The organism is Streptomyces sp. NPDC101132 (assembly GCF_044759225.1).
Lineage (GTDB): Bacteria > Actinomycetota > Actinomycetes > Streptomycetales > Streptomycetaceae > Streptomyces.
This window is the reverse complement of sequence record NZ_JBIVYX010000009.1, coordinates 373,338-398,105: the sequence shown is the minus strand read 5'-3', so window position 1 is coordinate 398,105 and position 24,768 is coordinate 373,338. Positions and strand designations below refer to the sequence as shown.

Sequence of the window (24,768 nt, the reverse complement as noted above, 5' to 3'; positions counted from 1 at the left end):
GCTCACACAGCACGCCACCGACACAGCCACCCAGACGGCAAGCCGCCGGCACTCCCGCTCGGACCTCAGACGGTACGCCCGCGGCCCCGTACCGCCAGGGTGAGCGCGCCACCCAGGCCGCCGGCCGCCAGGGCGAGCAGCGCGTACTCGGGCCAGGCTCCGAGCCGGGTGGCGGGCGTCTGCGTGGAGCGGAGCGGCACCTCCGCGACGAGCGCGGCCGGCGTGAACATCTCGGTCCGCTCCGCCACCGTGCCGTCCGGGCGGATCACCGCGCTGACGCCGCTCGTCACGGGCACGAGCACGGCCCGGCCGTGCTCCACCGCCCGCACCCGGGACATCGCCAGCTGCTGGTAGGTCATCTCGGTGCGGCCGAACGTCGCGTTGTTGCTGGGCACCGAGATCAGCTGGGCCCCGGCCCGCACGGTGTCGCGGACCGCGTCGTCGAAGGCGGCCTCGTAGCAGGTCACCAGGCCCACCCGGGAGCCCGACATGGTGAACACGCCGGGCACCTTGCCGGGCCCGAAGTCACGGCGCACCCGGTCCACGTCGGAGCTGAAGAGGCGGGCGACGCCGCGCATCGGGATGTACTCGCCGAAGGGCTGGATGTGCCGCTTGTCGTACGTGGCCGTGGGGCCGTGCACCGGGTCCCAGAGGATCTGGGTGTTGCGCAGCGGACCGGTGGCCGGGGCCAGCACCGAGCCGATGGAGACGGGCACGCCGACTGCCTTCACCGCGTCGTCGATCACGGCGTAGGCGTCGGCCTCGGCGTAGGGGTCGAGGTCGGAGGAGTTCTCCGGCCAGAGCACGAAGTCGGGGCGCGGCTCCCGGCCCGCCTTGACGTCCTCGGCGAGTTGCACGGTGCGGCGGGCGTGGTTGTCGAGCACGGCCCGCCGCTGGGAGTTGAAGTCCAGGCCGGCGCGGGGCACGTTGCCCTGGATGACGGCGGCGGTGGCCGTGCCGTCCTCCGGGGCGTCGTCGACGAGCGGGCGGGCGGCCAGGGCGCCGGTCACCGGGACCAGTACGGTCAGGGCCGCGACCAGCGGCCTGCGCCGCCCCTCGCGCAGCTGGCGCAGGACGGCGTACAGCCCGAAGCCGCACAGGGCGACGGCGAAGCCGAGCAGCGGGGTGCCGCCGACCGCGGCCAGCGGGAGGAAGACACCGTCCGCCTGGCCGAAGGCGATCTTGCCCCAGGGGAAGCCGCCGAAGGGCGCCCGGGCGCGTACGGCCTCGGCGGCGACCCACACCGCGGCGGCCCAGACGGGCCACAGCGGGAGGCGGGTGACGACGGCGATGCCGAGGCAGCCGAGGGCCAGGATCAGCGCCTCCGCCAGGGCCAGGGCCAGCCACGGGACCGGGCCGACCTCCTCGCCGGTCCACACCAGCAGGGGCAGCATGAAGCCGAGCCCGGCGGCCAGGCCCAGGCCGAAGCCGGCCCGGGGGCGGCGCCGGTACAGGCAGTGGCCCAGAAGGGCGAAGGCGGGCAGCGCCAGCCACCAGAGGGGCCGGGGCGGGAAGCTCAGGTAGAGCAGCGCTCCGGACGCGGCGGCCAGCCCCGTGTCGATCAGCCAGGCGCCGCGGCGGCGGGCGCCGGAGGGCGCGGCGGGGGCCGGCGCGGTGTCGGTGGTGCGGGTGGCGCTGCTCATTGCCGGAGTGTACGACGCCCGCCTGAGGGACGGGGCCGGCCCCCCGGCCCGGGGCGGAGCGGCGGGGCCGGGCCCCCGGCGCGAAGCGGAGACAACACGTCCGGCCCCCGGCCCGGGGCGGAGGGGACGCGTCCGGGGGTCAGCCGGGGGTGTGGAGGCGGGAGCGGATGATCCGTACCGCGGTCTCGGCGTCGTCCACGGTGACGGTGAAGAGCCGGCCGTCGCCCAGTCTCAGGACGACGCCCTCGCCGCGGCGGACCACGACGGCGGTGCCCTTCTCGGGGCGCCAGCGGTAGCCCCAGCCGCCCCACTGGCGTGGGGTGACGCGGGGCGCGAACTCCGCGGACGTGATCTCGGCGAGGCGGATGCGGCGGCGCGGTACGCCGATGTGGCCGCAGCGCACCTCCAGGCCCTCGTCGTCGACGGTGACGGCGACGTGGACGAAGGCCAGCGTGCCGCCGAGGATGAGCAGCCCGGCGGCCACGCAGCCGACGACGGACATGACGAGCGGGGCGAGGCCGCTGGTCCAGGCGGATTCGACGGCCAGCTCGATGCCGAGGGCCAGGAAGGCGGCCCCGGCCGCGGCGAGCAGCCACTGCACGCGGTTGGTCGCGCGGCCGGTCCACAGCGGCCCGGTGGGGTGGTCCCTCATGGTGGCAGCGTACTCACGTTCCGCACACCCGGCAGTGGCCACGCGGCCGTCCGTGGCTCGCGGCCGTCCGATGCCCCGCCCTGGCGGTCCGTGGCCCCGCCCCGGCCGTCCCTGGCCCCGCCCCCGCCGCTCAGCCCGCCGCGGTGCGGGGCGTGGTCTGCTGCACGGCCCAGCGGTTGCCGTCGGGGTCGGCGAAGTAGACGAAGGAGCCCCAGGCCTGGTCGTCGATCGGGCTGACGTCGATCCCCCGGGCGGTCAGGTCGGCGTGCGCGGCCTCGATGTCCGCGACGACCACCTGCATGTTGTCGAGGGAGCCCGGGGCCATCCCCGTGAGCCCCTTGCCGACCGCGATGGAACAGGCCGATCCGGGCGGGGTGAGCTGGACGAAACGGACGTCGTCGCTCACGGTGTGGTCGTGGTCGGTCCGGAAGCCGACCTGTTCGTAGAAGGCCTTGGCCCGGTCCACATCGCTGACGGGCACGGCCACGAGCTCCAGCTTGATGTCCATGGGGGCCATCATGCGCCGTCCGTCCCCGCTCGGCCCCCCGTACCCGGATTCCGGCCGCCACCCGGGGTACGGTGCGACGGACCCCCGCGCGCGGGGTCGGGGGAGGGACACGATGGCGGTGCCGGAACGGTCGGACCGGGCCGCGGGAGCGGTACTGGGCTCAGCGGTGGGCGACGCGCTGGGCGCGCCCTTCGAGTTCGGGCCGCCGGGGGTGCTGGCGGCGGGCGCCCCGGAAATGGCCGCGGGCGGCGGCTGGGAGCCCGGCGAGGCGACGGACGACACCCAGATGGCCGTGCTGGTCGGCGAATCACTGCTGGAACGCGGCGGGCTCGACCTGCCCGACGTCTTCGCCCGCTTCCAGCGCTGGGCGTCGGGCGAGCCCAAGGACATCGGGCTCCAGACCGAGGACGTCCTGACGAACGGCGCGCCGTGGGACCTGGCCGCGGCCCTGCACTTCCAGGTGAACCTGCGCGCCGCGGGCAACGGCTCGCTGATGCGCGCCGCGACCTCGGCCGTGTACTTCGCGGCGGCGGGGCGCGGGGCCACGATGGACGCGGCCCGGCGGATCGCGGCCCTCACCCACGGGGACCGGGCCGCCTGGGAGGGCACGGCGATCCTGCACGAGCTGGTGCGGCTCGCGCTCGGCGGGGCGGACCCGCTGGCCGCGCTGCCCGAGGTGCTGGCCCAGGTCCACCCGGCCCACCGTGTGCGGTACGCGGTGGTACTGGCCCCGGACTGGCACCCGGAGCTGGCCACGGAGTTCAACGGGGCGGTCTGGCCGTGCCTGGGTTCGGCGGTGTGGGCCCTGCGCACCACCGGGGACTTCGCCTCGGCGGTCCGTGCGGCCGTGGACGTGGGCGGGGACACGGACACGGTCGCCGCGGTGACCGGCACGCTGGCCGGGGCGGTGTACGGGTCGGGGGCCGTGCCCGAACAGTGGAGCCGTGCCCTGCACGTCCCGCTGCCGGGCTGGCCGGGGCGGGTGCTGCGGGCCGCGGACGTGGCGGGGCTCGGGAGGCGGCTGGATGAGGCGGGCGCGGGGCCGGGCCCGGGTCCGGGTCCGGTCAGGCGGTGCGGGCCGGCTGGGGGGTCAGGAAGCGGCCTTCCGCGTACGTGAGGGCTTCCGCCGGGAGGCCGGACGGACGGGAGCTGAGCAGGACCGTCAGCGTGCCGGTCGGCGGGGCCTCCGGGTCGGCCTGGATGCCGAGGCGGCGCAGGGCCTGGGTGGCCACCGCGTCGGCGGAGCCGTGGAAGGTGAGCGGCGCGCCACCGGTACGGGGGCGCAGGGCGTCCCGTACGGCGTCCTCGACCAGCTCGTAGTGGGTACAGCCGAGGACCACGTCCGTGACGTCGGCCGGGGTCAGCGCCGCCGCCGCGGCGACGGTGCGGGCGACGGCCTCCTCGTCGGCCCACTGGACCGCGTCGGCGAGGCCGGGGCAGGGCACCTCGGTCACGTCGACCCCCGCGGCGAAGTCGCGGATGAGGGCCCGCTGGTAGGGGCTGCCGGTGGTGGCGGGGGTGGCCCAGATGGCGACCTTGCCGCCGCGGGCGGCGGCCGGCTTGATCGCCGGTACGGTGCCGATGACCGGGATGGCGGGCTCCAGCGCGGCGCGGAGGGCCGGCAGCGCGTGGACCGTGGCGGTGTTGCAGCCCACGATCAGCGCTTCCGGTGCGTGGGCGGCGGCGGCCCGGGCCACCTGGAGGGCGCGCTCCGTGAGGTCCTCGGGGGTACGGGGCCCCCAGGGCATGCCGTCCGGGTCGGACGAGAGGACCAGATCCGCGTCGGGCCGCAGCCGGCGTACGGCGGCGGCGGCCGGCAGCAGGCCGATTCCGGAGTCCATGAGCGCGATCTTCACCCGGTCACTTTAATGGACGGTGTCCTCCGTCCCGTGTCGACGGCCCGGTCCCGCACGAGGCCCGCCCGGGGCCGGCGCAAGGCCCCAACCGGGCCCGCCCCGGTCCTGCCCGACGCCTGCCCGGTCCCGCACGACGCCCGCCCCGGACCGGCACGACGCCCGCCCCGGACCGGCACGACGCCCGCCCGGCGCTCGCGCGCGGCGGGACGGCCTGTCCTGCGGTGCGGTCGGGGTGCGGTGCGGCAGACTGCGGCGGGTGAGCGTCCTCTCCGTGACCGCGCTGCTCTCCCTGGCCGCCTGGGTGTGGCTGCTGCTGTGCCAGGGGATGTTCTGGCGCACGGACGTCCGGCTGCCGCCGCGCAGCGATCCCGCGCGCTGGCCGTCCGTCGCGGTGGTCGTGCCCGCCCGCGACGAGGCCGCCGTGCTGCCGGAGAGCCTGCCGTCGCTCCTCGCCCAGTGCTATCCGGGCGAGGCCGAGGTGGTGCTGGTGGACGACGGGAGCACGGACGGTACGGGTTCCCTCGCCCGGCAGCTCGCGGAGCGCGCCCCGGGGCTGCCGCTCACCGTCACCTCCCCCGGCGAGCCGGAGCCGGGCTGGACGGGCAAGCTGTGGGCCCTGCGCCACGGCATCGCGCTGGTGGGGAGCCGTCCGGCGGGCGCGCCCGAGTACCTGCTGCTCACCGACGCCGACATCGCGCACGAGCCGGACAGCCTGCGGCAGCTGGTGGCGGCCGCCGTCTCCGCCGACCTCGACCTGGTCTCCCAGATGGCCCGGCTGCGGGTGGCCACCGCCTGGGAGCGCCTCGTCGTCCCGGCGTTCGTCTACTTCTTCGCCCAGCTCTACCCGTTCCGCCGGATCAACCGCCCGGGCGCCCGGACCGCGGCGGCGGCCGGCGGCTGCGTGCTGCTGCGGACGGAGGCGGCCGTGCGCGCCGGGGTGCCGGACGCGATCCGGCAGGCCGTCATCGACGACGTGTCCCTCGCCCGTGCGGTGAAGCGCGGCGGCGGGCGGATCTGGCTGGGGCTCGCGGAGCGGGTGGACAGCGTGCGCCCGTACCCGGCCCTGGGCGATCTGTGGCGGATGGTCTCGCGCAGCGCGTACGCGCAGCTCCGCCACAGTCCGCTGCTGCTGGCCGGTACGGTCGCCGGGCTGGCGGTGGTCTACCTGGTGCCGCCGGTCGCGGCGGTGGCCGGGCTGCTCACCGGGGACGCGGCGGCCGCGTACGCCGGCGGCCTGGCCTGGCTGCTGATGGCCGGCACCTACGTGCCGATGCTCCGGTACTACCGCCGGTCCCCCGGGCTGGCCCCGCTGCTGCCCTTCACGGCCCTGCTGTACCTGGGGATGACGGTCGACTCCGCCGTGCAGCACTACCGCGGCCGGGGGGCCGCGTGGAAGGGGCGGACCTACCCGCGGCCGAGCGACGCCTGAGCCGGGCCGCCCGGAGGCGCCGGCGCGCGCCGGGGGGGCTCGCGCCCCTTCGCCCGCCCCTGCGCGATGACGGGTCGGTGAAGAACCGGTGACGCGTGGCCCGGCCACGTACATCACCGACGGCGACCCCGATTTGACAATCTGTCAAAATCATGTCCCGAACAGGGGGTACGAGATCGGACAGAAGGGTCCGCAGGTGACGAATCGAGCCCCCGCGCAGGGCGTGAACGGCGTGCTGGTTACCAGCGGATATGCAGGTCAGAGCGGTGTTCCCGGCGTCAGCCTATGGACCGGGTGAACCAGTGGGCTTAACTTATGTCCCATGACCTCCCCCCGCGCCTCTTACGGCGGCGGTTACTACTCCGCGCCGTCCTTCCCGGACACCCCCATCTACGACTCCCTCGTCGCAGAGCGGGGCACTCCCCAGATCGCTCCGATCCGGGTTCCCGCCGCCTACGACCAGCCGAGCAGCAGCAGTTACCTGCCCGCGCTGCCCTCGGCCCTGCCGGCGCTCCCGGCCGCCCCGTCCGCCCACCAGGGCACCGGCGGGTACGGCTACCCCTACCAGCAGCAGGCTCCGCAGCCGGTGCCGCTCCAGCACGCCCCGGCCCCCTACATCCCGCAGCAGGCGCCGGCGCCCCGTGCCTACGCCCCGCAGCAGCCGCCCCGCCCGGTGGCCACCACGGGGTACGAGGCGATGCGTCCCGCGGCGCCCCGCCCGATGCAGGCCCCGGTGCCCGCGCAGGGTGCGTACGAGGACCCGTACGGGCGCCCGTACCAGTCGCGCGGCTACTAGACCGTCCCGCGCGGAACGACGGTCGAGGGTCATACGCGGGGTGCGGTCCTGCCGGGCACGACCACCTGGCAGGATGCACCCATGCCCAACGATTCGGTCATGAAGGTCCAGGCGCTGCACGTCCATCCCGTCAAATCGGTTGCGGGGACTGCCCCCGACGAGGTGGCCGTGGAGCCCTGGGGCCTGTCCGGGGACCGACGGTGGGCCCTGATCGACGACGACGCCAAGGTCATCACCCAACGCGAGCAGCCGCGGCTGGCGTTGGCGCACGCGACGCCGCTGGGGGGCGGCGGATTCAGCGTGTCGGCACCCGGCCGCGGGACGCTCGCGGTCGAGGTGCCGGAAGCGGACGGCGTGACGCCCTTCACGCTCTTCGGCAAGAAGGTCGAGGGCGTGCTCGGCCCCGCCGCGGCCCATGCCTGGTTCAGCGACCACCTCGGCGTGCCCGCCCGGCTGGTGCACCTCGACGAACCGTCCCACCGGCGGCCGGTGGACCCCGAGTTCGCCCTGCCCGGCGAGACGGTCAGCCTCGCGGACGGCTACCCGCTGCTGATCGCGACGCTCGCCTCGCTGGAGGCGCTGAACGAGCTGATAGCCGCCGGCGACCGGCCCGAGGAGGGCCCGCTGCCGATGGACCGCTTCCGTCCCAACGTCGTGGTCTCCGGCGCCGAGCCGTGGGCCGAGGACTCCTGGGGCCGCCTCACCATCGGCGACACCGAGTTCCGGGTGGCCAGGAACTGCGGACGGTGCGTGGTCACCACCACCGACCAGCGGACGGCCGAGCGCGGCAAGGAGCCGCTGCGCACCCTGGGCCGGCACCGCCGCGACGGCAAGCGGCTGATCTTCGGCCAGCTGCTGGTCCCGGTCACGCTGGGCACGCTGCGCGTGGGCGACGAGGTACGGGTGACGGGCTAGCGCCCTCCGGGCTCCGGGCGGGCCTGCCCGCCTGCATGTCTGCCCGGCTTCACCCACCCGTTCAGCCGCCCCGCCCGGCCGCCCGGCCGGGGCGGGTTCCGTACCGCCCGCCGGGCCCCGTCCGCTCCCGTCCCGCCCGTCCGGGCTTCCCGTGCCGCGGCGGGAACCCCGTGGCCCGCGGGGACGTTGGGACCCGTGACGTGCCGCCCGCCCGGCCCGGATGCGCGAGCGCCCGGGGTGCGGGAGGCTGGGACGACGGAGGGCGAAGGGGGTGCTGGACCGTGCGGACCGCAATGGGCGTCTGGCGCTGGCGGCACAATCCGCTGCGCAGGACGACCGACCTGATCGAGGCCTGGGTCGCGCTCGCCGCCCTCGCCTGCTTCTTCCTCCTCGTGCCCGCCGTGGGCACCCTGGCCGGCACCCGCGTGGACGACGTGCTCCAGCAGGCCGTGCGCCGGCAGCACGCGGAACGCACGCTGATCAACGCGGTGGTGACCGCGGGCAGCTCCGCCGCCGGCGCCGCCACCTCCGGCCGCGCGGCGGACTCCGCCGACCCCGGCGCCCGGCGCCACGCCCCCGCCGACCCGCACGTGGTCGCCTCCTGGACCGGCCCCGACGGCAGCCACCACACCGGCACCGTCGCGACCGGCACGAGCGTGCCCGGACCCGGGCAGGCGGTGCCCGTCTGGACGGACGACCGGGGCCGCCTCGTCGGCCGCCCGCTCGACACCACGACCGCCGCGACGCACTCCGCGCTGGCCGGCCTCGCGGCCGCGGCGACGGCGGCCGCACTGATCGCCACCGTGCGGCGGCTGATCGTACGCAGGCTCACGCACCGGCGGTACGCGCGCCTGGACCGGGCGTGGGCCGCCGCGGGGCCCGACTGGGGCCGGACGGACGCAGGCGGCTGACCTGTCAACTCCCCGGCCCCGCGCGCGCTACCGTGGACCGGCCGACGTGTTCGCGCGGGCGGACGGGACGCGGGTGAACACCGCGGCGGTCCCGCCGCCCAGGGCGCGCACGGCATCGAACGACAACCAGGTGGGGGCACAGCATCGCCATGGCACAGGGCACGGTCCAGGTCACGCACGGCGGTACCTCTCGGTGGCGGCGCCGCACCGGTGAGTACCCGACTCTGGCCGCGGCCCTCGACGCCGCGGGCGACGGCGACGTCCTGACCGTCGCACCCGGCACGTACCGGGAGAACCTGGTGCTGCGCCACGCCGTCACCCTGCGCGGGCCCGAAGGGGCGGTCGGCTCGGTGCGGATCGCGCCCGTGGACGGGGTCGCGCTCACCATCCGGGCCTCCGCGGTCGTCCAGGACCTGCGCCTGGAGGGCCAGGACACGGCGGCACCCGCCCTGCTGGTCGAGGACGGCGCGCCGGAGCTGACGGACCTGCGGGTGACGACCAGGTCGGCGGCCGGCATCGAGGTGCGGGGCGGTGCCCGCCCGGTGGCACGCCGCTGCACGGTCGAGAACCCGGCCGGTGTGGGGATCGCCGTACTCGACGGCGGGGGCGGGGTGTTCGAGGACTGCGAGGTGGTCTCCGCCGGCCAGGCCGGGGTCTCCGTGCGCGGGGGCCGGCCGCGCCTGGAGCGCGTCCGGGTGCACCACGCCGCCGGTGCGGGCCTGAGCGTGACCGGCGACGGCTCGGCGCTGGAGGCGCTGGGCTGCGAGGTGTACGAGATCAAGGGCACCGGCGTCCAGGTCGCCGCCCGCGCGACGGCCCGGCTCACCGACTGCTCGGTGCACCGGACCACCGGGGACGGGGTCACCCTGGACACGGACGCGGTGCTGGCGCTGGCCGGGTGCGACATCCACGACGTGCCCGAGAACGCGGTGGACCTGCGCTCGCGCTCGGTCCTCACGCTCAGCCGCACCACCGTGCGCCGCTTCGGCCGCAACGGCCTGTCGGTGTGGGACCCGGGCACCCGGGCCGACGCCGAGCACTGCGAGATCCACGACAGCACGGGCGACTACCCCGCGGTGTGGATCAGCGACGGGGCCACCGCCTCGCTCACCTCCTGCCGGGTGCACGACGTGCCGGACGCCGTGTTCGTCCTGGACCGCGGCTCGCGCGCGGACGTGGTGGACAGCGACCTGTGGCAGGTGCGCAACACCGCCGTCTCGGTCAGCGACGGCGCCACCGCCCAGCTCGACGACTGCCGGATCCGGGAGGCCACCACCGGCGCCTGGTTCCGCGACCACGGCAGCGGCGGCACCCTCGCCGGCTGCACCGTCGACACCGTGCAGACCGGCGTCATCGTCACGAAGGGCGCCGACCCGGCGGTCGAGCGGTGCACCGTCACCTCCCCCGCCGAGGCCGGCTTCTACGTGTCCGCCGGGGGCCGGGGCACCTTCCACGCCTGCAGGGTCACGGACAGCGGCGGCTTCGGCTTCCACGTGCTCGACGGCTGCCGCACCCTGCTCACCCGGTGCCGTACGGAGCGCTGCGGACGCGGCGGCTACGAGTTCGCGGAGGAGGGGCCCCGGGCCGAGGAGTGCACCAGCGACGAGAGCGGGCTGCGGACGGGCGGCGCGGCGGGGGTGGCCGGGGTCTCCGGGGTGACCGGCGTGACCGGGGCCGCTGGAGGGGCCGGTGCGGCTGGGATCGCGGGGTCCGGGACCTCCGGGGCCTCCGGGGTCTCCGGGGTCTCCGGGGTCGAGCGGACCGCGGGGCCGGGCGGTGCCGTGCGGGCGCCGGCCGCGCGGGCCGTCGTACCGGAGGCCGTGGCCGGCGTACCCGCGCCGCGGGCCGAGCCGGCCGGGCCCGCGGGCCGCGGCTCCGGCGAGGTGCTGGGCGCGCTGGACGCCCTGGTGGGGCTGGACAGCGTCAAGAAGGAGGTGCGCGCGCTCACCGACATGATCGAGGTGGGCCGGCGCCGGCAGCAGGCCGGGCTGAAGGCCGCCTCGGTCCGCCGCCACCTCGTCTTCACCGGCTCCCCCGGCACGGGCAAGACCACCGTGGCCCGCCTGTACGGGGAGATCCTGGCCTCGCTCGGGGTGCTGGAGCGCGGACACCTGGTGGAGGTGTCCCGGGTGGACCTGGTCGGCGAGCACATCGGCTCGACGGCGATCCGTACCCAGGAGGCCTTCGACCGGGCCCGCGGCGGGGTGCTCTTCATCGACGAGGCGTACGCGCTGGCGCCGGAGGACTCCGGGCGGGACTTCGGCCGCGAGGCCATCGACACGCTGGTGAAGCTGATGGAGGACCACCGCGACGAGGTGGTGGTGATCGTCGCCGGGTACACGGCGGAGATGGAGCGGTTCCTGACGGTCAACCCCGGTGTGGCGTCGCGTTTCTCACGGACCATCACCTTCGGTGACTACGAGCCCGCGGAGCTGCTCCGGATCGTGGAGCAGCAGGCCGACGAGCACGAGTACCGGCTCGGCGGCGGCACACCGGAGGCGCTGCTCGGCTACTTCACCCGGCTGCCGAAGGGGCCGGCCTTCGGCAACGGGCGGACCGCCCGGCAGACGTTCGAGGCGATGGTGGAGCGGCACGCCGGGCGGGTGGCGCAGCTGGCCGAGCCGAGCACCGACGAGCTCACCCTGCTCTTCCCGGAGGATCTGCCGGGGGCTCCGTGAGGGGTTCCCTGGCCGTGGGCACGGTGCCGGGCGGAGTCGTGGACACGGTGACGACGAGCGCGGCCGGCACGGCCACGGTGGCGGTGCCGTCGGCCGGGGCGGGCGGGACCGGGCCGATCCGGGCGAGCAGCGCGTCGCGTTCGGCGGCGAAGACGGGGTCGGCCTGGTAGTCGGAGTGGCCCAGGAGCGGTGCGGGGAGCGGGTGGTCCGCCGTACGCCCGTACGCCAGCGGGTCCTTGAGCGGCCCCCGGTCCACGCGTTCGGGCCCCGATGCCTCGTATCCGACCGGGCCGCCGATGGGGTCGGTGGCCCGCCAGAGGTTGCGCCAGCGGCCGATCGCGCCGTGCAGGTCGGTGAGGGGGCCGGGGCCGAAGTGGGCGGGGAACCAGCGCCCGTACAGCCTGCGCAGCGGTGACCCGTACGTGAGGAGGGCGACCCGGTCCCGGACGGCGGGCGGCAGCTGCCAGACGGCGGCGGCCGCGAGGACGCTGCCCTGCGAGTGCCCGGAGACCACCAGGCGGCCCCCGGCCTCCCGGGTGCGGTCGGTCCACGCGGTCATCCGCCAGACCAGGTCGGGGACGGCGCGCTCGGCGTAGCAGGGCGGGGCGAAGGGGTGCGCGGCACGCGGCCAGAAGGTCCCGACGTCCCAGAGGATGCCGATGGTGCGGCGGGCGGAGGCGTCGCGGTACGCGCGGCGGCCCCAGGTGACGAAGAGCAGGAAACCGAAGCCGATCAGCCAGGAGCCGAGCGCCTGCGCCCCCTCGACGGCGGCCGCGAGCGGCGGGTACGCGCCCTGGGCGGCCTCCCCCGGCACCGCTCGGCTGAGCCAGGCCCCGGCGAGGGCCGCGGCGCCCAGCACGAGGGTGACGCCGGAGACGGCGGCGATGAACCACGGCGTCGTGTCGGTGAGCGAGGCGGCGGCCCGGGCTCCGGCGATGGCCCTGCTGCGGGCGGTGTCGGGGCGTTCGCCGGGGTACTCGGCGGCGACGGTGGCGGCCAGCCGGCGGCGCAGGAGCGCGCCGCGGGCGCCGAACCAGCAGGCGAGGAGGAGCAGGACGAGGAGGAGCGGCGGCAGCACGGCGGCCTGCCAGGAGAGCAGGACGGGCGGTCCGGGGAGCGGGGCGCCGGGGGCGCCCGGGGTGGCGCCGCCGTCGAGCCAGTCGGCGACGCGCTGGGCGACGCCGCCGGACATCACCCCGCCGAGCGCGCAGGCGAGCATGGCCACGGCGGGTCCGCCGAGGCCGCGCAGGGCGGACCCGGGGACGGGGTGGCGGCGGTGCAGCCGGTGGGCGACGCAGGCGAGGGCGAGGACGAGCAGGCCCTGGGCGAGCATCAGCAGGCCGAAGGTGAGGTCGCCCGGCAGCCGGCCGTGCGACCGCCAGCCGGGCCGGGACCAGGCCGCATAGCCGAGGCCGAGGACCAGCAGGGCCACCGCGCAGCCGGGCAGCAGGGAGATCACGGCGCGGTCGAGGCGCTCGTCGGCGTGGCCCTCGGCACGGCCCCTGCGGCAGACCACCGCGACCACGACGAGGGCGCCGAGCGCGACCAGCGCCTCCAGGACGGTGCCGGCCACGGCCAGGGGCAGCTCCCCGCGGGCGCGGTCGTGGCGGGCGGCGGCGCCGGTGACGGCCGCGGCGACGGTGAGGAGGCCGGCGGCGGTGTGCGCGGCGCGCAGCCGGGCGACGAGGCGGCGGCCGAACCAGAACCCGGGGCGGGCGAGGGCGGGGCGGTCCGCCGGGGACGGGGGTGCGGGTCGGGGTCGGGGTGGGGCCGTGGCGGGGGCCCTGCCTCCGGGGGACGGCTCGTGGCGGGGCTCGTGGCCGGGTACGTGGCCAGGCTCGTGGCGGGGCTCGCGGCCGGGCTCGCGGCCGGGCTCGTGGTCCGGCGGGCGCTGGGACTCGTACGCGCTCCAGGTCCGGTTGGAGAGGTACCACAGCAGGCCGGTCAGGGCGGCGGGCACGAGGGCGCCGAGGGCCACCCGGCGGCCGGGCTGGGACCACCAGCCGTGCCCTTCGGCGGCGAGGGGGCCGAGCCAGGAGTGTTCCGAGGCGCAGGCGGCGGTTCCCGCGCACTGCCAGGCGAGCAGGTCGAGGGCCACCTCGCAGGCGGCCGCGACCAGCAGCACGGTGAGGGTGAGGGCGACCAGGCGGACCAGGACGCCGTACGTCCGGACCGCGCGGCCGCCGCCGGGCGTCCCGGGGCGGGCCCAGTGCGCCAGGTTGACCACCATGAACGGCACGAGGAGCAGCCAGAGGGCGCGGGCGCCGTTGCCGGAGGTGAGCCGGGACCAGACGTACGCCTCGGTCACCGGGCGGCCGGCGTGGCGCTCGGGGTGGTCCTCGGCATCGGCGTCCTCGGCACGGCGGAACACGGCGGCGGTGGCGTCGCCGGTGACCCGGACCGTGCGCGGGTCGGCGAGCAGGCCCTCGGGGTCGGCGCCGCCGACGCCGTGCACGAGCAGTTCGAGCGAGGGGCTGGCGGGGCCGGCGGGGCGGGCGGGTTCCTGGGGCACGGCGGCGCCTCCTGTTCCGGCGCGGTCGGGGCGGTGGTCCCGTGTGGTGGGGGGGACCAGGATCCCGGTCCGGTCCGGTGATGCCCGCTTCCGGGGGCGCGCAGACATCTGACGCTCCGACAGCTAGGGTGCGGGCGAACCGTTTCTCTTTCCTGGGGTGTGGGACTCATGGCACGCAGACTGCGGCCCGTCGGGGTCGACTTCATCGAGACCGCGCCGGTGCGGCTGGTCTTCTCGGCCGGAACGGCCGCCCCGCCCGAGGCGGTGTACCGCGCGCTGGCAGAGGACGTGACGGGCTGGCCCCGCTGGTTCCGGGCGGTGACGCTGGCCCGGCCGACCCACGGCGGGGCGGGCCGGGAGGTCCGCCTGATGGGCGGCGTCCGCTTCCAGGAGACGATCATGGCCGCCGACCCCGAACTCCGGTACGCGTACCGGGTGGACGAGACGAACGTGCCCGGCGTGCACGCCCTGCTGGAGGAGTGGCGGTTGGCCCCCGAGGGTGCGGGCACCCGGGTCCAGTGGACCTTCGCCGCGGCGGGCCCGACCCCGTTCCGCCTCGCCCTCACCGCCGCCCGTCCGGGACTCGGCCACAGCTTCCGCGACGCCCTCCGCACCCTGGACCGCCGCCTCACCGCGTCCCCGACGCCGTAACCCCTGCCGCTCCGCGCCGCCTGCCCGCGGGCTCGGTCGTCCCCGCCCTGCCACGCGGTCACGCGGGCCTCGTTCCCCTCCGCGTCGGCGGGCACCAGGAACGCGGGGCGCGGGCCTCGGACACCGGCCGGCTCCCTGCGGCCGGCACGGCGGCGATCCGCCGGGGTGCCACGTCCTGGGCCACGTCGTGTGGCAACTCGGCTCATATGCCTGCGCGTCGGGCCTCCGCTGACGCAGGATGTCCGGTGTCAGGTGCGAGGGGGGCCGCGCGCGGTCCCGGGGGCGTGGGGGCGTGTTGGTGGGACAGCTCGCAACGATGACCCGTGGCGGCACGGGAGCCGTGGGCCGGCCGGACCGGGGCGGCGCGGCGGACCGGGGCGGCGCGGCGGACCGGGGTCCGGGAGCGGGTCGCCGCGCCCGGTGCGGCGGGAAGTGCGTCTGAGCCGCGTGGCCGCCCGTCGCGAGGGGTTCATCGTCAAGGTGCGCCACGGCGCCACCGGCGCCGCCGTCGGCGTCGGCTTCGTCGTGGGCGAGAAGCACATCGTGACCTGTGCCCACGTCGTCAACGTGGCGCTCGACCGCCCCAAGGCGCACCCGTCCCGGCCCGCCGAAGAGGCCCGGGTCCAGGTCGAGTTCGTCCTGCTCGGCGACGCCGAGGGCGCACCGCTGCGCAACTGCCGGGTCGCCGCGTGGGACCCGCCGCCCGGCGAGCACGGTCCCGGCCGCGACGTGGCCGGCCTGGTGCTGGTCGGCGGGGACACGCTGCCCGTCGGCGCGGGCCCGGCCCGGCTGGTCGACGCCCGGGGCGGCCTGGACGGCGCGGGCGTCGCCGTCTTCGGCTACCCCGGCAACCCGCCCCGCACCCTCAACGGCGCGTGGAGCCACCACGTCCTCCGCGGCGCCGTCGGCGGGGGCCTCGTACAGCTCGACACCGCCGGCGAGTCGGCGCTGCGCGCCCAGCCCGGCTACAGCGGCTCGCCCGCGATCACCACGGACCGGTGGGGCGACGCGGTCATCGGGATGCTGGCCGTCGCCGGCCGCGGCGGCGAGTTCGAGGACGCGTACGCCGTGCCCGCGTCCGAGGTCGCCGCGGTCTGGCCCGAGGTGCTGGAACGGAGCGTGCTGCCGCCCTGCCCGTACCGCGGGCTCCAGGCCTTCACCGCGGCCGACGCCCGCGACGGGGTGTTCGTCGGCCGCGAGCGGGAGGTCGAACGGCTCAGGGAGATGGTCAAGAGCCAGCCGTTCATCCTGGTCACCGGCCCTTCCGGGGTCGGCAAGTCCTCGCTGGTCGCGGCCGGACTCCAGCCCGCGCTGGCGGCCGACGGGTGGTCGGTGGCGGCCTTCCGGCCGGGCCCGGCGCCGTACGAGGCGGTCGCGCGCGCCCTCCTCGAACTCGAGGACCCCGGCGGCGACCACTCGCTGGAGCGGCTCGACCGCCGCACCCGCACGCTCAAGGAAGAGGGTTTCTGGCCGGTCGCCACCCGCATCGCCGTGCTGACCGGCCGCCGGCTGGCCCTGATCGGCGACCAGTTCGAGGAGGTGCTGAGCGGCGGCGGGCCGGAGCGGCGCGCGGCCTTCCTGGAGCGCATGCTGCCCCACCCGGACACCCTGGAGGACTCGCCCGTACGTCTGGTCTGCACCCTCCGCGCCGACTTCCTGCCCGACCTGCTGGAGCTGCCCGCCGTCGGCCCGCGCCTCCAGGACCGGCAGCTGAACGTCTCGCCGCTGGACGAGGCGGCGCTCACCCGGGTGATCGTGGAGCCGGCGGAGCTGGCCGGGGTGGCGTACAGCCCCGGCGTGGCCGAGGCCATCGCGGCGGAGGCGACCAAGGCGCCGGGCAGCCTGCCGCTGCTGGAGTTCGCGCTGACCGAACTGTGGCCGATGCAGCAGGACCGGCGGATCACCTTCGACGGATACCACGCGCTCGGCGGGGTCTCGGGCGCCCTCAACCGGCATGCGGAGAAGGCCTACCAGTTCCTGGGCCGACAGCTGGACGAGGCCCGGATCCGCCGGGTGCTGCTGGCGATGGTACGGGCCCGGGGCGGGTCCAGAAGCGCGGTGCGCGTGACCGCCCTGAGGGAGCACATCGACCGCGACTGGCACATCGCCCGGTTGCTCGCCGAGCCCGACCGCCGACTCGTGGTCCTCGGCACCACCGGCCCCGACACCGCCGAGATCGCCCACGAGGCCCTGATCCGCGAGTGGGGCAGGCTGGCCGAATGGGTCGACGAGGACGCCGACTTCCAGCAATGGCTCACCGTGATGGAGGAGCGGGCGGCCGAAGGCGACATGCTCTCCGCCACCCGCGTCCAGGAGGCCATGCGCTGGCTGGGCGAGCGGGGACCGGACGTCCCGGCGGCCGTCGCCGAGTTCGTCGACCGCAGCGCGACGGCCATCCTCATGCAGCAGCGCACCGAGGTCGAGCTGACCAAGTCCCAGGAGATGGCCGAGCAGTTGCGCGAGCGGTCCGCGATGCTGGAGGAGCACCTGGAGCTGCTGTCCGTCTCCATCCGGGACAAGAGCGACTTCCTGACCACGATGTCGCACGAGCTGCGCAGCCCGCTCAGCTCCCTGCTGATGTACGCGCGGCTGCTGGAGGACAACCCCGAACAGAACCTCACCGACCGCCAGGTGGGCTACGCCCGGGAGATCCACACGGCCGGCTCCGGGCTGCTCTCACTGCTCAACGACATCCTCGACTTCTCCCACGCCGAGACGGGACAGCTGGAGATCGTGCCCGGACCGGTTCCGCTGCTCCAGGTCGCGGACCACCTGGAAGCCCTGTACCTGCCGTCCGCCCAGGCCGCGGGGCTGGACTTCGCGGTCCGGATCGCCCCCGCGCTGCCGGAGACGCTGATCGCGGACGAGCGGCGTCTGCTCCAGATCCTGCGCAGCCTCCTGGCCAACGCCATACGGTTCACCGAGCACGGATCGGTACGGCTCGACGCGTACCCGGCGGGCCCCGAGGTGCCACAACCAGTGCGGGAGCGGCTCGCGGAGGGCGGCGGGGACGGCGACACCGAGCTGATCGCCTTCGCGGTGACCGACACCGGGGTCGGCATCCCGGACGGCAGGCTCCAGCTGGTGTTCGAGGCCTTCCAGCAGGCGTCGCCGGGCCCTTCGCACGCGCCCTCCGGTTCGGGGCTCGGCCTCGCGGTCAGCCGGGAGATCGCGCGGCTGATGGGCGGCGAGATCCACGCGGCGAGCGAGAAGGGCCGGGGTTCGGTGTTCACCCTCTACCTGCCGTTGGTGCCGGGCGGGCCGGCGGCGGGCGCGGAGACCCGTACCGAGGAGGAGGCGCCCGGGGCGGGCGACGACGGGATCTCCGGGGAGCGGGTACTGGTCGTCGGCGCCGACACGCAGCGGGTGCCCGCGCTCATCGACCACCTGGAACGGCACGGCCTGACGGCGCGGTGGGCGGTGGACGGGCCGGAGGCTCGGGACACGCTGGCGCAGGACGACCGGATCTCACTGGTGCTGTGGATGCCGGCGGACGACGGCACGAAGCCCTGGCGCGAGACCGTCAGGATCGTCCGGCTCATGGGGTCGACCCGGACCCCCGTACTCGTCGTCTCGCCCGTCCCGTCCTCCGGGGGCGACTGGACGGCGTTGGAGGCCGCTGCCGCCGGGCAGCGGCCGGAGGGCCCGCTGCTGTCGGAGGTGCGCCGCCTCCTCGGGCGGCCGGAGCCGGCCTGAGGGGCGGGCCCGCCCCCTCAGGCGGTCGGTTCGCGCCAGACGCCCGTCGTCAGCAGCGTGTCGATGGTCTCCGCGTACGGCGCGAGGTCCAGGCCCTGACCGGCCACCCAGGCGTCCGAGTAGTACTTGTCCAGGTAGCGGTCGCCCGGGTCGCAGAGCAGCGTGACCACGCTGCCCCGGCGGCCCTCGGCAACCATCTCCGAGACGATCCGCAGCGCGCTCCACAGGCCGGTGCCCGTCGAGCCGCCCGCCTTGCGGCCGATGACCTGCTCCAGGGCGCGGCAGGCGGCCACGCTCGCCGCGTCCGGCACCTTCATCATCCGGTCGATCGCGCCCGGTACGAAGCTCGGCTCCATGCGCGGCCGGCCGATGCCCTCGATCCGGGAGCCGCAGTCGCTGTGCGCGAGCGGGTCGTTGTGGGTCCAGCCGTCGAAGAAGCAGGAGTTCTCCGGGTCGGGCACGCAGATGCGGGTGTCGTACTGCATGTAGTGCACGTACCGGGCGATGGTCGCCGAGGTGCCGCCGGTGCCCGCGGTCGCGACGATCCAGGCCGGCTCCGGGAAGCGTTCCAGGCGGAGTTGCTGGAACATCGACTCGGCGATGTTGTTGTTGCCGCGCCAGTCGGTGGCCCGCTCGGCGTAGGTGAACTGGTCCATGTAGTGGCCGCCGGTCTCCGCGGCCAGGGAGGCGGACTCGTCGTACATCTTCATCGGGTCGTCGACGAAGTGGCACCGGCCGCCGTGGAATTCGATCAGCCGGCACTTCTCCGGGCTGGTCGTGCGCGGCATCACCGCGATGAACGGGACGCCGATCAGCTTGGCGAAGTACGCCTCGGACACGGCGGTCGAGCCGCTGGAGGCCTCGATGACCGGACGGCCCGGCCGGATCCAGCCGTTGCACAGGGCGTACAGGAAGAGCGAGCGGGCCAGCCGGTGCTTGAGCGAGCCGGTCGGGTGGGTCGACTCGTCCTTCAGGTACAGGTCGATCCCCCACTCCTCGGGGAGCGGGAAGCGCAGCAGGTGGGTGTCGGCGGAGCGGTTGGCGTCGGCCTGGACCTTGCGGACGGCCTCCTTGAGCCACGCCCGGTAGTCGGCGTCGCTGCGGTCCACGTCCACGGTCGCGCGAGGGGTGCTGACCCCGGGCCGTCCGGTCGTACTCATGTGCCCTGCTCCTCCGTTTGTTCGGTCCCCCTGCTTCGCAATGTACCTCTCCCACCTGCGCAAACGCTTACTTTGGGGATCCATCGGGATCGCTTTGGGTACGGCCGGACGGGGTTCGGAAGAGGACTGTCCGCCCCCTGGTGCCCGAGCCCGGACGGGGGCAGACTGCCTGTGTCGAAGGGGGAGACCGACCATGGGAGAACCCGAGTTCACCGCGACCGGTGTGCGGATCGAGCGGTGGCCGCGCGCCCTGACCCGGGCCGGCAAGGTGCTCATCCGCGACGGCCGGCTGCAGTTGCTGACCAGCCGGGACCGTGAGATCGACAGCGCGCCGCTCGGCGCCGTGAGCGCCGCGCGCTCGTGGCTGCCGGGGCGGGGCGACGCGGTGGCGCGCGTCAACGGCAGGCGGTACCGGCTGCGGATGCCCGCGGGCCGGTTCGTGGAGGCCGTGCGCCGGGCCCGGGCCGCCCGCGGCTGACCGTACCGCCGGTGGGCCGGCGTCGCGCCGCGGCCGCCCGCGAGTTGCGGGGGCGGCGGGGGTGGGTGACGCTGGACGGGTGTCACTCAGGGTGCACTCTCGGTGACAACGCGGTACGGGCGGACGCCCGCGCCGCGCGCCGGACCCGCTGGGCCGTCAGCACGTGCTGGATCGCATCGCCGTCCTCTTCCGGACCTCATTTCGGGGAGTCGCAGCCGTGATCAGTCATCGAAGCAGGCACTGCACGGTGGAGCTCCAGGCTCTGCCGGCACGCATAGGCCAGGTGCGCAGAATCGTTTCTGCACAACTGCGCTACTGGCAGCTGGACCCGTTGATCGAGCGTGCCGCGCTCGGCGTCACGGAGCTGCTGAGCAACGTCCACCGGCACGCCGAGCCGGACAAGACGTGCACCGTCGAGATCGAGCTCCGCTTGGAGCGGCTGACCGTCTCGGTGCACGACGGCGACCCCCGTCTCCCGGTGGTGCGCGCCGCCGACCCGCTGGAGACGTGCGGGCGCGGGCTGGCGCTGGTGGAGGCGGTCAGCGAGAGCTGGGGCGCCCGGCCGCTGGACGGTACGGCCGACGGCCGCTCCGGCAAGGTGGTCTGGTTCACCCTCCCCGCCGCCGAGCAGGCCCCCGTACCGCTGCGCCCGGTCCGCATCCTGCGCCCGGTGCCGCTGGGGGTCCCGCTGCTGGACCTGCCGGTCCGGACCACCGCCCCCGCCGCCGCGCCCGCGGCGCTGCCGGTGCCGGCCGAGCCGGTGACCGTGGGCGGCTAGGTCACGCCGCGGCGGCCGGCTAGACCGGCGCGCCCAGGGTGCCCAGGGGGTCGTCGAGGACCGGCTGCCAGGCCAGTTCCGCGGCGCCGACCAGGCTGTTGTGGTCCAGGGTGCAGGGCAGGATCGGGACGCCGCCGCTGCGGCCCCACAGGCTGCGGTCGGCGACCACCGCGCGCAGCCGTTCCGGGTCGGCGTTCAGCAGTTCCCGGTGCAGGCCGCCGAGGATGATGCGGTCCGGATTGAGGATGTTGACCAGCCCGGCGAGGCCCAGGCCCAGGCGGTCGATCAGCTCCTCGGTGGCGTTCCGCACCGCCGGGTCGGCGTACTCGTCCCGGAGCAGCTCCCTGGCCTGCTGGAGCAGGGAGACCTCCGGGCCGGGGGTCCGGCCGGCCGCCGTGAGGAAGGCCAGCGGGTCGGCCTCCACGTCCAGGCAGCCGCGCCCGCCGCAGTGGCAGGCCCGTCCCTCGGGGTTCACGGTCAGGTGGCCGACCTCCAGGGCCAGGCCGGAACTGCCGGAGTGCAGGCGGCCGTCCAGGACGAGGGCGCCGCCGACGCCGCGGTGCCCGGTGGCCACGCACAGCAGGTGCTGGGCGCTGCGCCCCGCGCCGTGCCGGTGCTCGGCGAGGGCGGCGAGGTTGACGTCGTTGCCGGTGAGGACCGGGCCCTCGATGCCGGCGGCCCGTACGCACCGGGTGAAGATCTCCCGTACCGGGGCGCCGGCCTGCCAGGCCAGGTGCAGCGGGTTGAGGGCCGTGCCCTCGGGCTCGGCGACGGCGGACGGCACGGCCAGGCCCGCGCCGACGCAGCGGCGGCCGCTCTTGGCGAGCAGCGCGGCGCCCGCGTCCACGACCGCCCCCAGCACCTGGGCCGGGTCCTCGGACACCGTGATGCAGCCCGGCGCGGTGTCGACGATGCGGCCGCCGAGGCCGACCAGGGCGGCACGGAAGCCGTCGGGGTGGACCTGGGCGGCGAGCGCCACGGGGCCGTTCTCGTCCACGGAGAGCCGGTGCGAGGGGCGGCCCTGGGAGCCGCCGGCGACGCCGGGCCGGGAGTCGACGCGGATCAGGCCGAGGGCCTCCAGCTCGGCGGCCACGGCGCCCGCGGTGGCCCGGGTGACGCCCAGCTCCGCGGTGAGCACGGCCCGCGTGGGGGCGCGTCCGGTGTGGACGAGCTCCAGGGCGGGCCCGAGGGCGCCGCGCCCCCTCTCCAGCTTGGTACGCGTGGACACGTCTCCCGCTCGCCGCCCGTCCGCTTCGCCGTTCATGACGCCGATCCTCGCATGATCCACGGCCCGGGTCGGCACCCGCTCCGTTCGGCGGCCGCCCGTACTACCGTCGTCGGTGGAGGTGTGGCTGGATGTCGGCGCTGTTTCCCCGGCCGCGGCTGACGCCCGCCCCGGGCGCGGTCCACGTGCCGGGCTGGCTGGACGAGGAGCGGCAGCGGGAGCTGGTCGCGGCGTGCCGGGAGTGGGCCCGCGGCCCGGTCCCGATGCGGCACACCCGGCTGCCCGGGGGCGGGGTGATGTCGGTGCGTACGGTCTGCGTGGGCTGGCACTGGCTCCCGTACCGGTACTCCCGCACGGCGGACGACGTGAACGGCGCGCGGGTGGCCGCCTTCCCCGGCTGGCTGGCGGAGCTGGGGCGCGAGGCGCTGCGGGACGCGTACGAGGACCCGGCGGCCGGGGACGGGTACGACCCGGACACGGCGCTGGTGAACTTCTACGACGGGGCCGCCCGGATGGGCATGCACCAGGACAAGGACGAGCGGTCGTCGGCGCCGGTGGTCTCGCTGAGCGTGGGCGACACGTGCGTGTTCCGGTTCGGCAACCCGGAGGGGCGCGGGCGCCCGTACACGGACGTCGAGCTGTCCTCGGGCGACCTGTTCGTCTTCGGCGGCCCCTCGCGCTTCGCCTACCACGGGGTGGTGCGGGTGCTGCCGGGCACGGGCGACCCGTCGGTGACCGGGATGGCCTGCGGGCGGATCAACGTGACGCTGCGCATGACGGGGCTGGCGGGCGGGTGAGGCCGGGATGGCAGACTCGGGCGCATGGAGATCGCTGAGCACATCAAGCACCTTGAGCGGGACGGGCGTTCGCTCGCCGACGCCGCCGAGCGGGCCGGCACCGGCGCCCCCGTCCCCACCTGTCCTGAGTGGCAGGTCGCCGACCTGCTGCGGCACACGGGTGCCGTGCACCGGTGGGCGGCGCGGATCGTGTCCGAGCCGGTGCGGCAGCCGCTGCGGACGGAGGAGGCCCCGGAGCTGTCGGGCGCGGAGCTGATCGCGTGGTTCCGCGAGGGTCACGCTCGGCTGGTGGAGGTGCTGTCCGCGGCCCCCGCGGACCTGGAGTGCTGGGCCTTCCTGGAGGGCGACGCGCCGCTGGCATTCTGGGCGCGGCGGCAGGCGCACGAGACCGCGATCCACCGCATGGACGCGGAGTCGGCGCTGGGCGAGGCGTTCTCGCCGGCCGGGGCCGCGCTGGCCGAGGACGGGGTGGACGAGCTGCTGACGCGCTTCCACGTGCGGCCGTGGTCGCGGGTGCGGACGGAGGGCGCGCCGCGGGTGCTGCGGGTCCGGGCCACGGACACGGGCGCGGTGTGGACGGCCACGGTGTCGTCCGGTCCGCTGGCGGTGACGCGTACGGACGAGGGCCCGGCCGACTGCGAACTCGCGGCCCCTGCCGAGTGGTTGTACCCGGCCCTGTGGAACCGGCTGCCGCTGGAGGAGGCCGTGGTCACCGGCGACGCGTCACTGGCGCGGTTGTGGGTGGAGACCGCCGTGATCTGACGTCCGGCTGCGACACTGGACGGCATGGAGCACCAGGGGGCGGCGGGGCAGGGGCCGGAGTGGGGTCCCGAGGGTGCGGAGCGGTATCCCGCACCGGGGTCCGGGCAGGGCCGCAGGCGGACGCAGGCGGACCGGGACGCGATCACGGTGGAGATCGGGTACGCGCTCTTCAGCGGCGTCTTCGCCGCTGCGCTGGTCTTCGGCGCGGTGGCGGGCCCCGCGTTCTTCTTCGCGCTGCCGGAGTGGGCGGAGCGCGCCCTGCCGCTCGCGGGCGGAACCCTGGCCGCGGCCGTCTTCGTCCTGCGGATCACGCACGTGCTGTGGCGGTTCGGCCGGCGCGGGCCGGACCGGGCCGGCTCGGACGGCACCGCGGCGGACGGCTGACACGGCCCGCGGTCGTGCCGGGCGCCCCGGGGCGTCCGCCTGTGCCGCCGCTGCCACGCCGGCCGGCCCGTGAGAGACCGTCACCCTGCCCGGTCCGTCCCCGACGGAAATGCCGTCCACGACCGTGCCGGTGCCGGGGTCGACGACCGTCAGGCGCCGGGGGCGGGGAGCAGGCCCACCGAGTCGGCCAGGCGGCGGACCGCGTGGGCGAAGAAGGTGTCCCGGTCCTCCACCACGCGGTTGAACTGGCCGAAGAGTTCGAAGGAGACCAGGCCGACGAGCTGGGCCCAGGCCGCGACCAGTGCGGCGACCACCTCCGGCGGCAGGCCCTCGGCGAAGTCCGCGGTCATCCGGTCCGCCTCGGGGCGCAGGGCGGCGGGCAGCGGGGGCAGGGCCAGGCCCCGGGTGCCGTGGGCCTCCCTCAGGATGGCGATCATCGCGTTGCCCACCCGGGAGGCGGGGGCGACGGTGTCCTGGGGCGCCTCGTAGCCGGGTACGGGCGAGCCGTAGATCAGGGCGTACTCGTGCGGGTGCGCCAGCGCCCAGTCGCGTACCGCCGCGCAGACCCGGACCCAGCGCTCGACCGGGTCCGCCCCGGCGGAGCCGGCGGCCGCGGCCTCCGCGGCGGCGCCCACGGCGTCGTACGCGTCCACGATCAGTGCCGTGAGCAGGTCGTCCCGGCTGGGGAAGTACCGGTACAGGGCCGACGAGACCATGCCCAGTTCGCGGGCGACCGCGCGCAGGGAGAGTTTCGCGGCGCCCTCGGCCGCGAGCTGCCCGCGCGCCTCGTCCTTGATCGCGGCGGTGAGTTCGATGCGGGCCCGTTCCCTGACCCCTCGCGCTGTGCTCATACGGGCAGTCTGCCATGCGCGAGAGCAGTGCTCAACGAAACGTACGGCGTTCTCGAAGGAGACCCCCGATCACTTCAGAGAGCAGT

Annotated in this window: 21 protein-coding genes; 13 read left to right on the top strand and 8 right to left on the bottom strand. The window is 76.0% G+C overall.

The features are described 5' to 3' along the window. Window positions 1-65: 65 nt before the first annotated feature. From lnt to ACIQUR_RS22965, 3 genes are all read right to left on the bottom strand, one after another. Entirely contained in the window at window positions 66-1,643 is a 1,578-nt protein-coding gene (gene lnt / locus ACIQUR_RS22975) for an apolipoprotein N-acyltransferase (protein ID WP_403667143.1), read from the bottom strand. Between the two features lie 139 nt (window positions 1,644-1,782). Then, window positions 1,783-2,295 carry a hypothetical protein gene (locus tag ACIQUR_RS22970; protein ID WP_403667140.1) on the bottom strand — a complete coding sequence of 171 codons (513 nt, stop codon included), beginning with the start codon at window positions 2,293-2,295 and terminating at the stop codon, window positions 1,783-1,785. A gap of 130 nt (window positions 2,296-2,425) precedes the next feature. Next, on the bottom strand, window positions 2,426-2,803 hold the full coding sequence (locus ACIQUR_RS22965; protein ID WP_403667137.1) for a VOC family protein: 378 nt from the start codon (window positions 2,801-2,803) through the stop codon (window positions 2,426-2,428). A 112-nt stretch (window positions 2,804-2,915) separates the two neighbouring features. On the opposite strand from ACIQUR_RS22965, the gene ACIQUR_RS22960 reads away from it, so the two are divergent. Next, window positions 2,916-3,920 carry an ADP-ribosylglycohydrolase family protein gene (locus ACIQUR_RS22960; protein ID WP_403667134.1) on the top strand — a complete coding sequence of 335 codons (1,005 nt, stop codon included), beginning with the start codon at window positions 2,916-2,918 and terminating at the stop codon, window positions 3,918-3,920. On the opposite strand, the gene ACIQUR_RS22955 is transcribed toward ACIQUR_RS22960, so the two are convergent. Continuing rightward, a complete protein-coding gene (locus ACIQUR_RS22955) occupies window positions 3,868-4,659 on the bottom strand; it encodes a glutamate racemase (RefSeq protein ID WP_403667131.1) in 792 nt (263 codons plus the stop codon). The two genes, ACIQUR_RS22960 and ACIQUR_RS22955, sit on opposite strands and share 53 nt — an antisense overlap. A gap of 325 nt (window positions 4,660-4,984) precedes the next feature. Here ACIQUR_RS22955 and ACIQUR_RS22950 point away from each other — a divergent pair, with 325 nt between their 5' ends. The 5 genes from ACIQUR_RS22950 (at window position 4,985) to ACIQUR_RS22930 (ending at window position 11,388) form a co-directional block, all read left to right on the top strand. Next, window positions 4,985-6,088: a glycosyltransferase gene (locus ACIQUR_RS22950; RefSeq protein WP_403667249.1), complete on the top strand. Its 1,104-nt coding sequence runs from the start codon at window positions 4,985-4,987 to the stop codon at window positions 6,086-6,088. Window positions 6,089-6,410: 322 nt separating this feature from the next. Then, window positions 6,411-6,884, top strand: coding sequence for a DUF6643 family protein (locus ACIQUR_RS22945; protein WP_403667128.1), 474 nt, complete (start codon window positions 6,411-6,413; stop codon window positions 6,882-6,884). 81 nt (window positions 6,885-6,965) lie between these two features. Then, complete coding sequence (locus ACIQUR_RS22940; protein ID WP_403667126.1) at window positions 6,966-7,799, top strand: MOSC domain-containing protein; 834 nt, start codon at window positions 6,966-6,968, stop codon at window positions 7,797-7,799. Between the two features lie 281 nt (window positions 7,800-8,080). After that, entirely contained in the window at window positions 8,081-8,710 is a 630-nt protein-coding gene (locus ACIQUR_RS22935) for a hypothetical protein (protein ID WP_403667124.1), read from the top strand. A 149-nt stretch (window positions 8,711-8,859) separates the two neighbouring features. After that, window positions 8,860-11,388: a right-handed parallel beta-helix repeat-containing protein gene (locus tag ACIQUR_RS22930; protein WP_403667121.1), complete on the top strand. Its 2,529-nt coding sequence runs from the start codon at window positions 8,860-8,862 to the stop codon at window positions 11,386-11,388. Here ACIQUR_RS22930 and ACIQUR_RS22925 read toward each other — a convergent pair. After that, on the bottom strand, window positions 11,348-14,008 hold the full coding sequence (locus tag ACIQUR_RS22925) for a hypothetical protein (protein ID WP_403667118.1): 2,661 nt from the start codon (window positions 14,006-14,008) through the stop codon (window positions 11,348-11,350). The two genes, ACIQUR_RS22930 and ACIQUR_RS22925, sit on opposite strands and share 41 nt — an antisense overlap. A gap of 60 nt (window positions 14,009-14,068) precedes the next feature. On the opposite strand from ACIQUR_RS22925, the gene ACIQUR_RS22920 reads away from it, so the two are divergent. Both ACIQUR_RS22920 and ACIQUR_RS22915 read left to right on the top strand, forming a co-directional pair. After that, window positions 14,069-14,551: an SRPBCC family protein gene (locus tag ACIQUR_RS22920; protein WP_403667115.1), complete on the top strand. Its 483-nt coding sequence runs from the start codon at window positions 14,069-14,071 to the stop codon at window positions 14,549-14,551. 432 nt (window positions 14,552-14,983) lie between these two features. After that, window positions 14,984-18,247: an ATP-binding protein gene (locus ACIQUR_RS22915; RefSeq protein WP_403667112.1), complete on the top strand. Its 3,264-nt coding sequence runs from the start codon at window positions 14,984-14,986 to the stop codon at window positions 18,245-18,247. Between the two features lie 17 nt (window positions 18,248-18,264). Here the strand turns inward: ACIQUR_RS22915 and ACIQUR_RS22910 are convergent, their stop codons facing one another. After that, a complete protein-coding gene (locus ACIQUR_RS22910; protein ID WP_403667109.1) occupies window positions 18,265-19,407 on the bottom strand; it encodes a PLP-dependent cysteine synthase family protein in 1,143 nt (380 codons plus the stop codon). A 193-nt stretch (window positions 19,408-19,600) separates the two neighbouring features. Between ACIQUR_RS22910 and ACIQUR_RS22905 the strand changes: the two genes are divergently transcribed. Further along, window positions 19,601-19,885 carry a hypothetical protein gene (locus tag ACIQUR_RS22905; RefSeq protein ID WP_403667106.1) on the top strand — a complete coding sequence of 95 codons (285 nt, stop codon included), beginning with the start codon at window positions 19,601-19,603 and terminating at the stop codon, window positions 19,883-19,885. Between the two features lie 217 nt (window positions 19,886-20,102). After that, window positions 20,103-20,663 carry an ATP-binding protein gene (locus ACIQUR_RS22900; protein WP_403667103.1) on the top strand — a complete coding sequence of 187 codons (561 nt, stop codon included), beginning with the start codon at window positions 20,103-20,105 and terminating at the stop codon, window positions 20,661-20,663. Window positions 20,664-20,682: 19 nt separating this feature from the next. Here the strand turns inward: ACIQUR_RS22900 and ACIQUR_RS22895 are convergent, their stop codons facing one another. Further along, window positions 20,683-21,927, bottom strand: coding sequence for an ROK family protein (locus ACIQUR_RS22895; RefSeq protein WP_403667100.1), 1,245 nt, complete (start codon window positions 21,925-21,927; stop codon window positions 20,683-20,685). Between the two features lie 92 nt (window positions 21,928-22,019). Between ACIQUR_RS22895 and ACIQUR_RS22890 the strand changes: the two genes are divergently transcribed. From ACIQUR_RS22890 to ACIQUR_RS22880, 3 genes are read left to right on the top strand one after another with little or no spacing between them, the layout of a single operon-like run. Then, window positions 22,020-22,685: an alpha-ketoglutarate-dependent dioxygenase AlkB family protein gene (locus tag ACIQUR_RS22890; protein WP_403667098.1), complete on the top strand. Its 666-nt coding sequence runs from the start codon at window positions 22,020-22,022 to the stop codon at window positions 22,683-22,685. Window positions 22,686-22,709: 24 nt separating this feature from the next. Beyond that, window positions 22,710-23,447 carry a maleylpyruvate isomerase family mycothiol-dependent enzyme gene (locus tag ACIQUR_RS22885; RefSeq protein ID WP_403667095.1) on the top strand — a complete coding sequence of 246 codons (738 nt, stop codon included), beginning with the start codon at window positions 22,710-22,712 and terminating at the stop codon, window positions 23,445-23,447. A 24-nt stretch (window positions 23,448-23,471) separates the two neighbouring features. Further along, window positions 23,472-23,831 carry a DUF6332 family protein gene (locus ACIQUR_RS22880; RefSeq protein ID WP_403667092.1) on the top strand — a complete coding sequence of 120 codons (360 nt, stop codon included), beginning with the start codon at window positions 23,472-23,474 and terminating at the stop codon, window positions 23,829-23,831. A gap of 149 nt (window positions 23,832-23,980) precedes the next feature. Here ACIQUR_RS22880 and ACIQUR_RS22875 read toward each other — a convergent pair whose 3' ends face one another. Beyond that, the gene (locus tag ACIQUR_RS22875) at window positions 23,981-24,682 is read right to left on the bottom strand and encodes a TetR/AcrR family transcriptional regulator (RefSeq protein ID WP_403667089.1); all 702 of its coding nucleotides are present in this window, start codon (window positions 24,680-24,682) and stop codon (window positions 23,981-23,983) included. Between the last annotated feature and the right edge of the window lie 86 nt (window positions 24,683-24,768).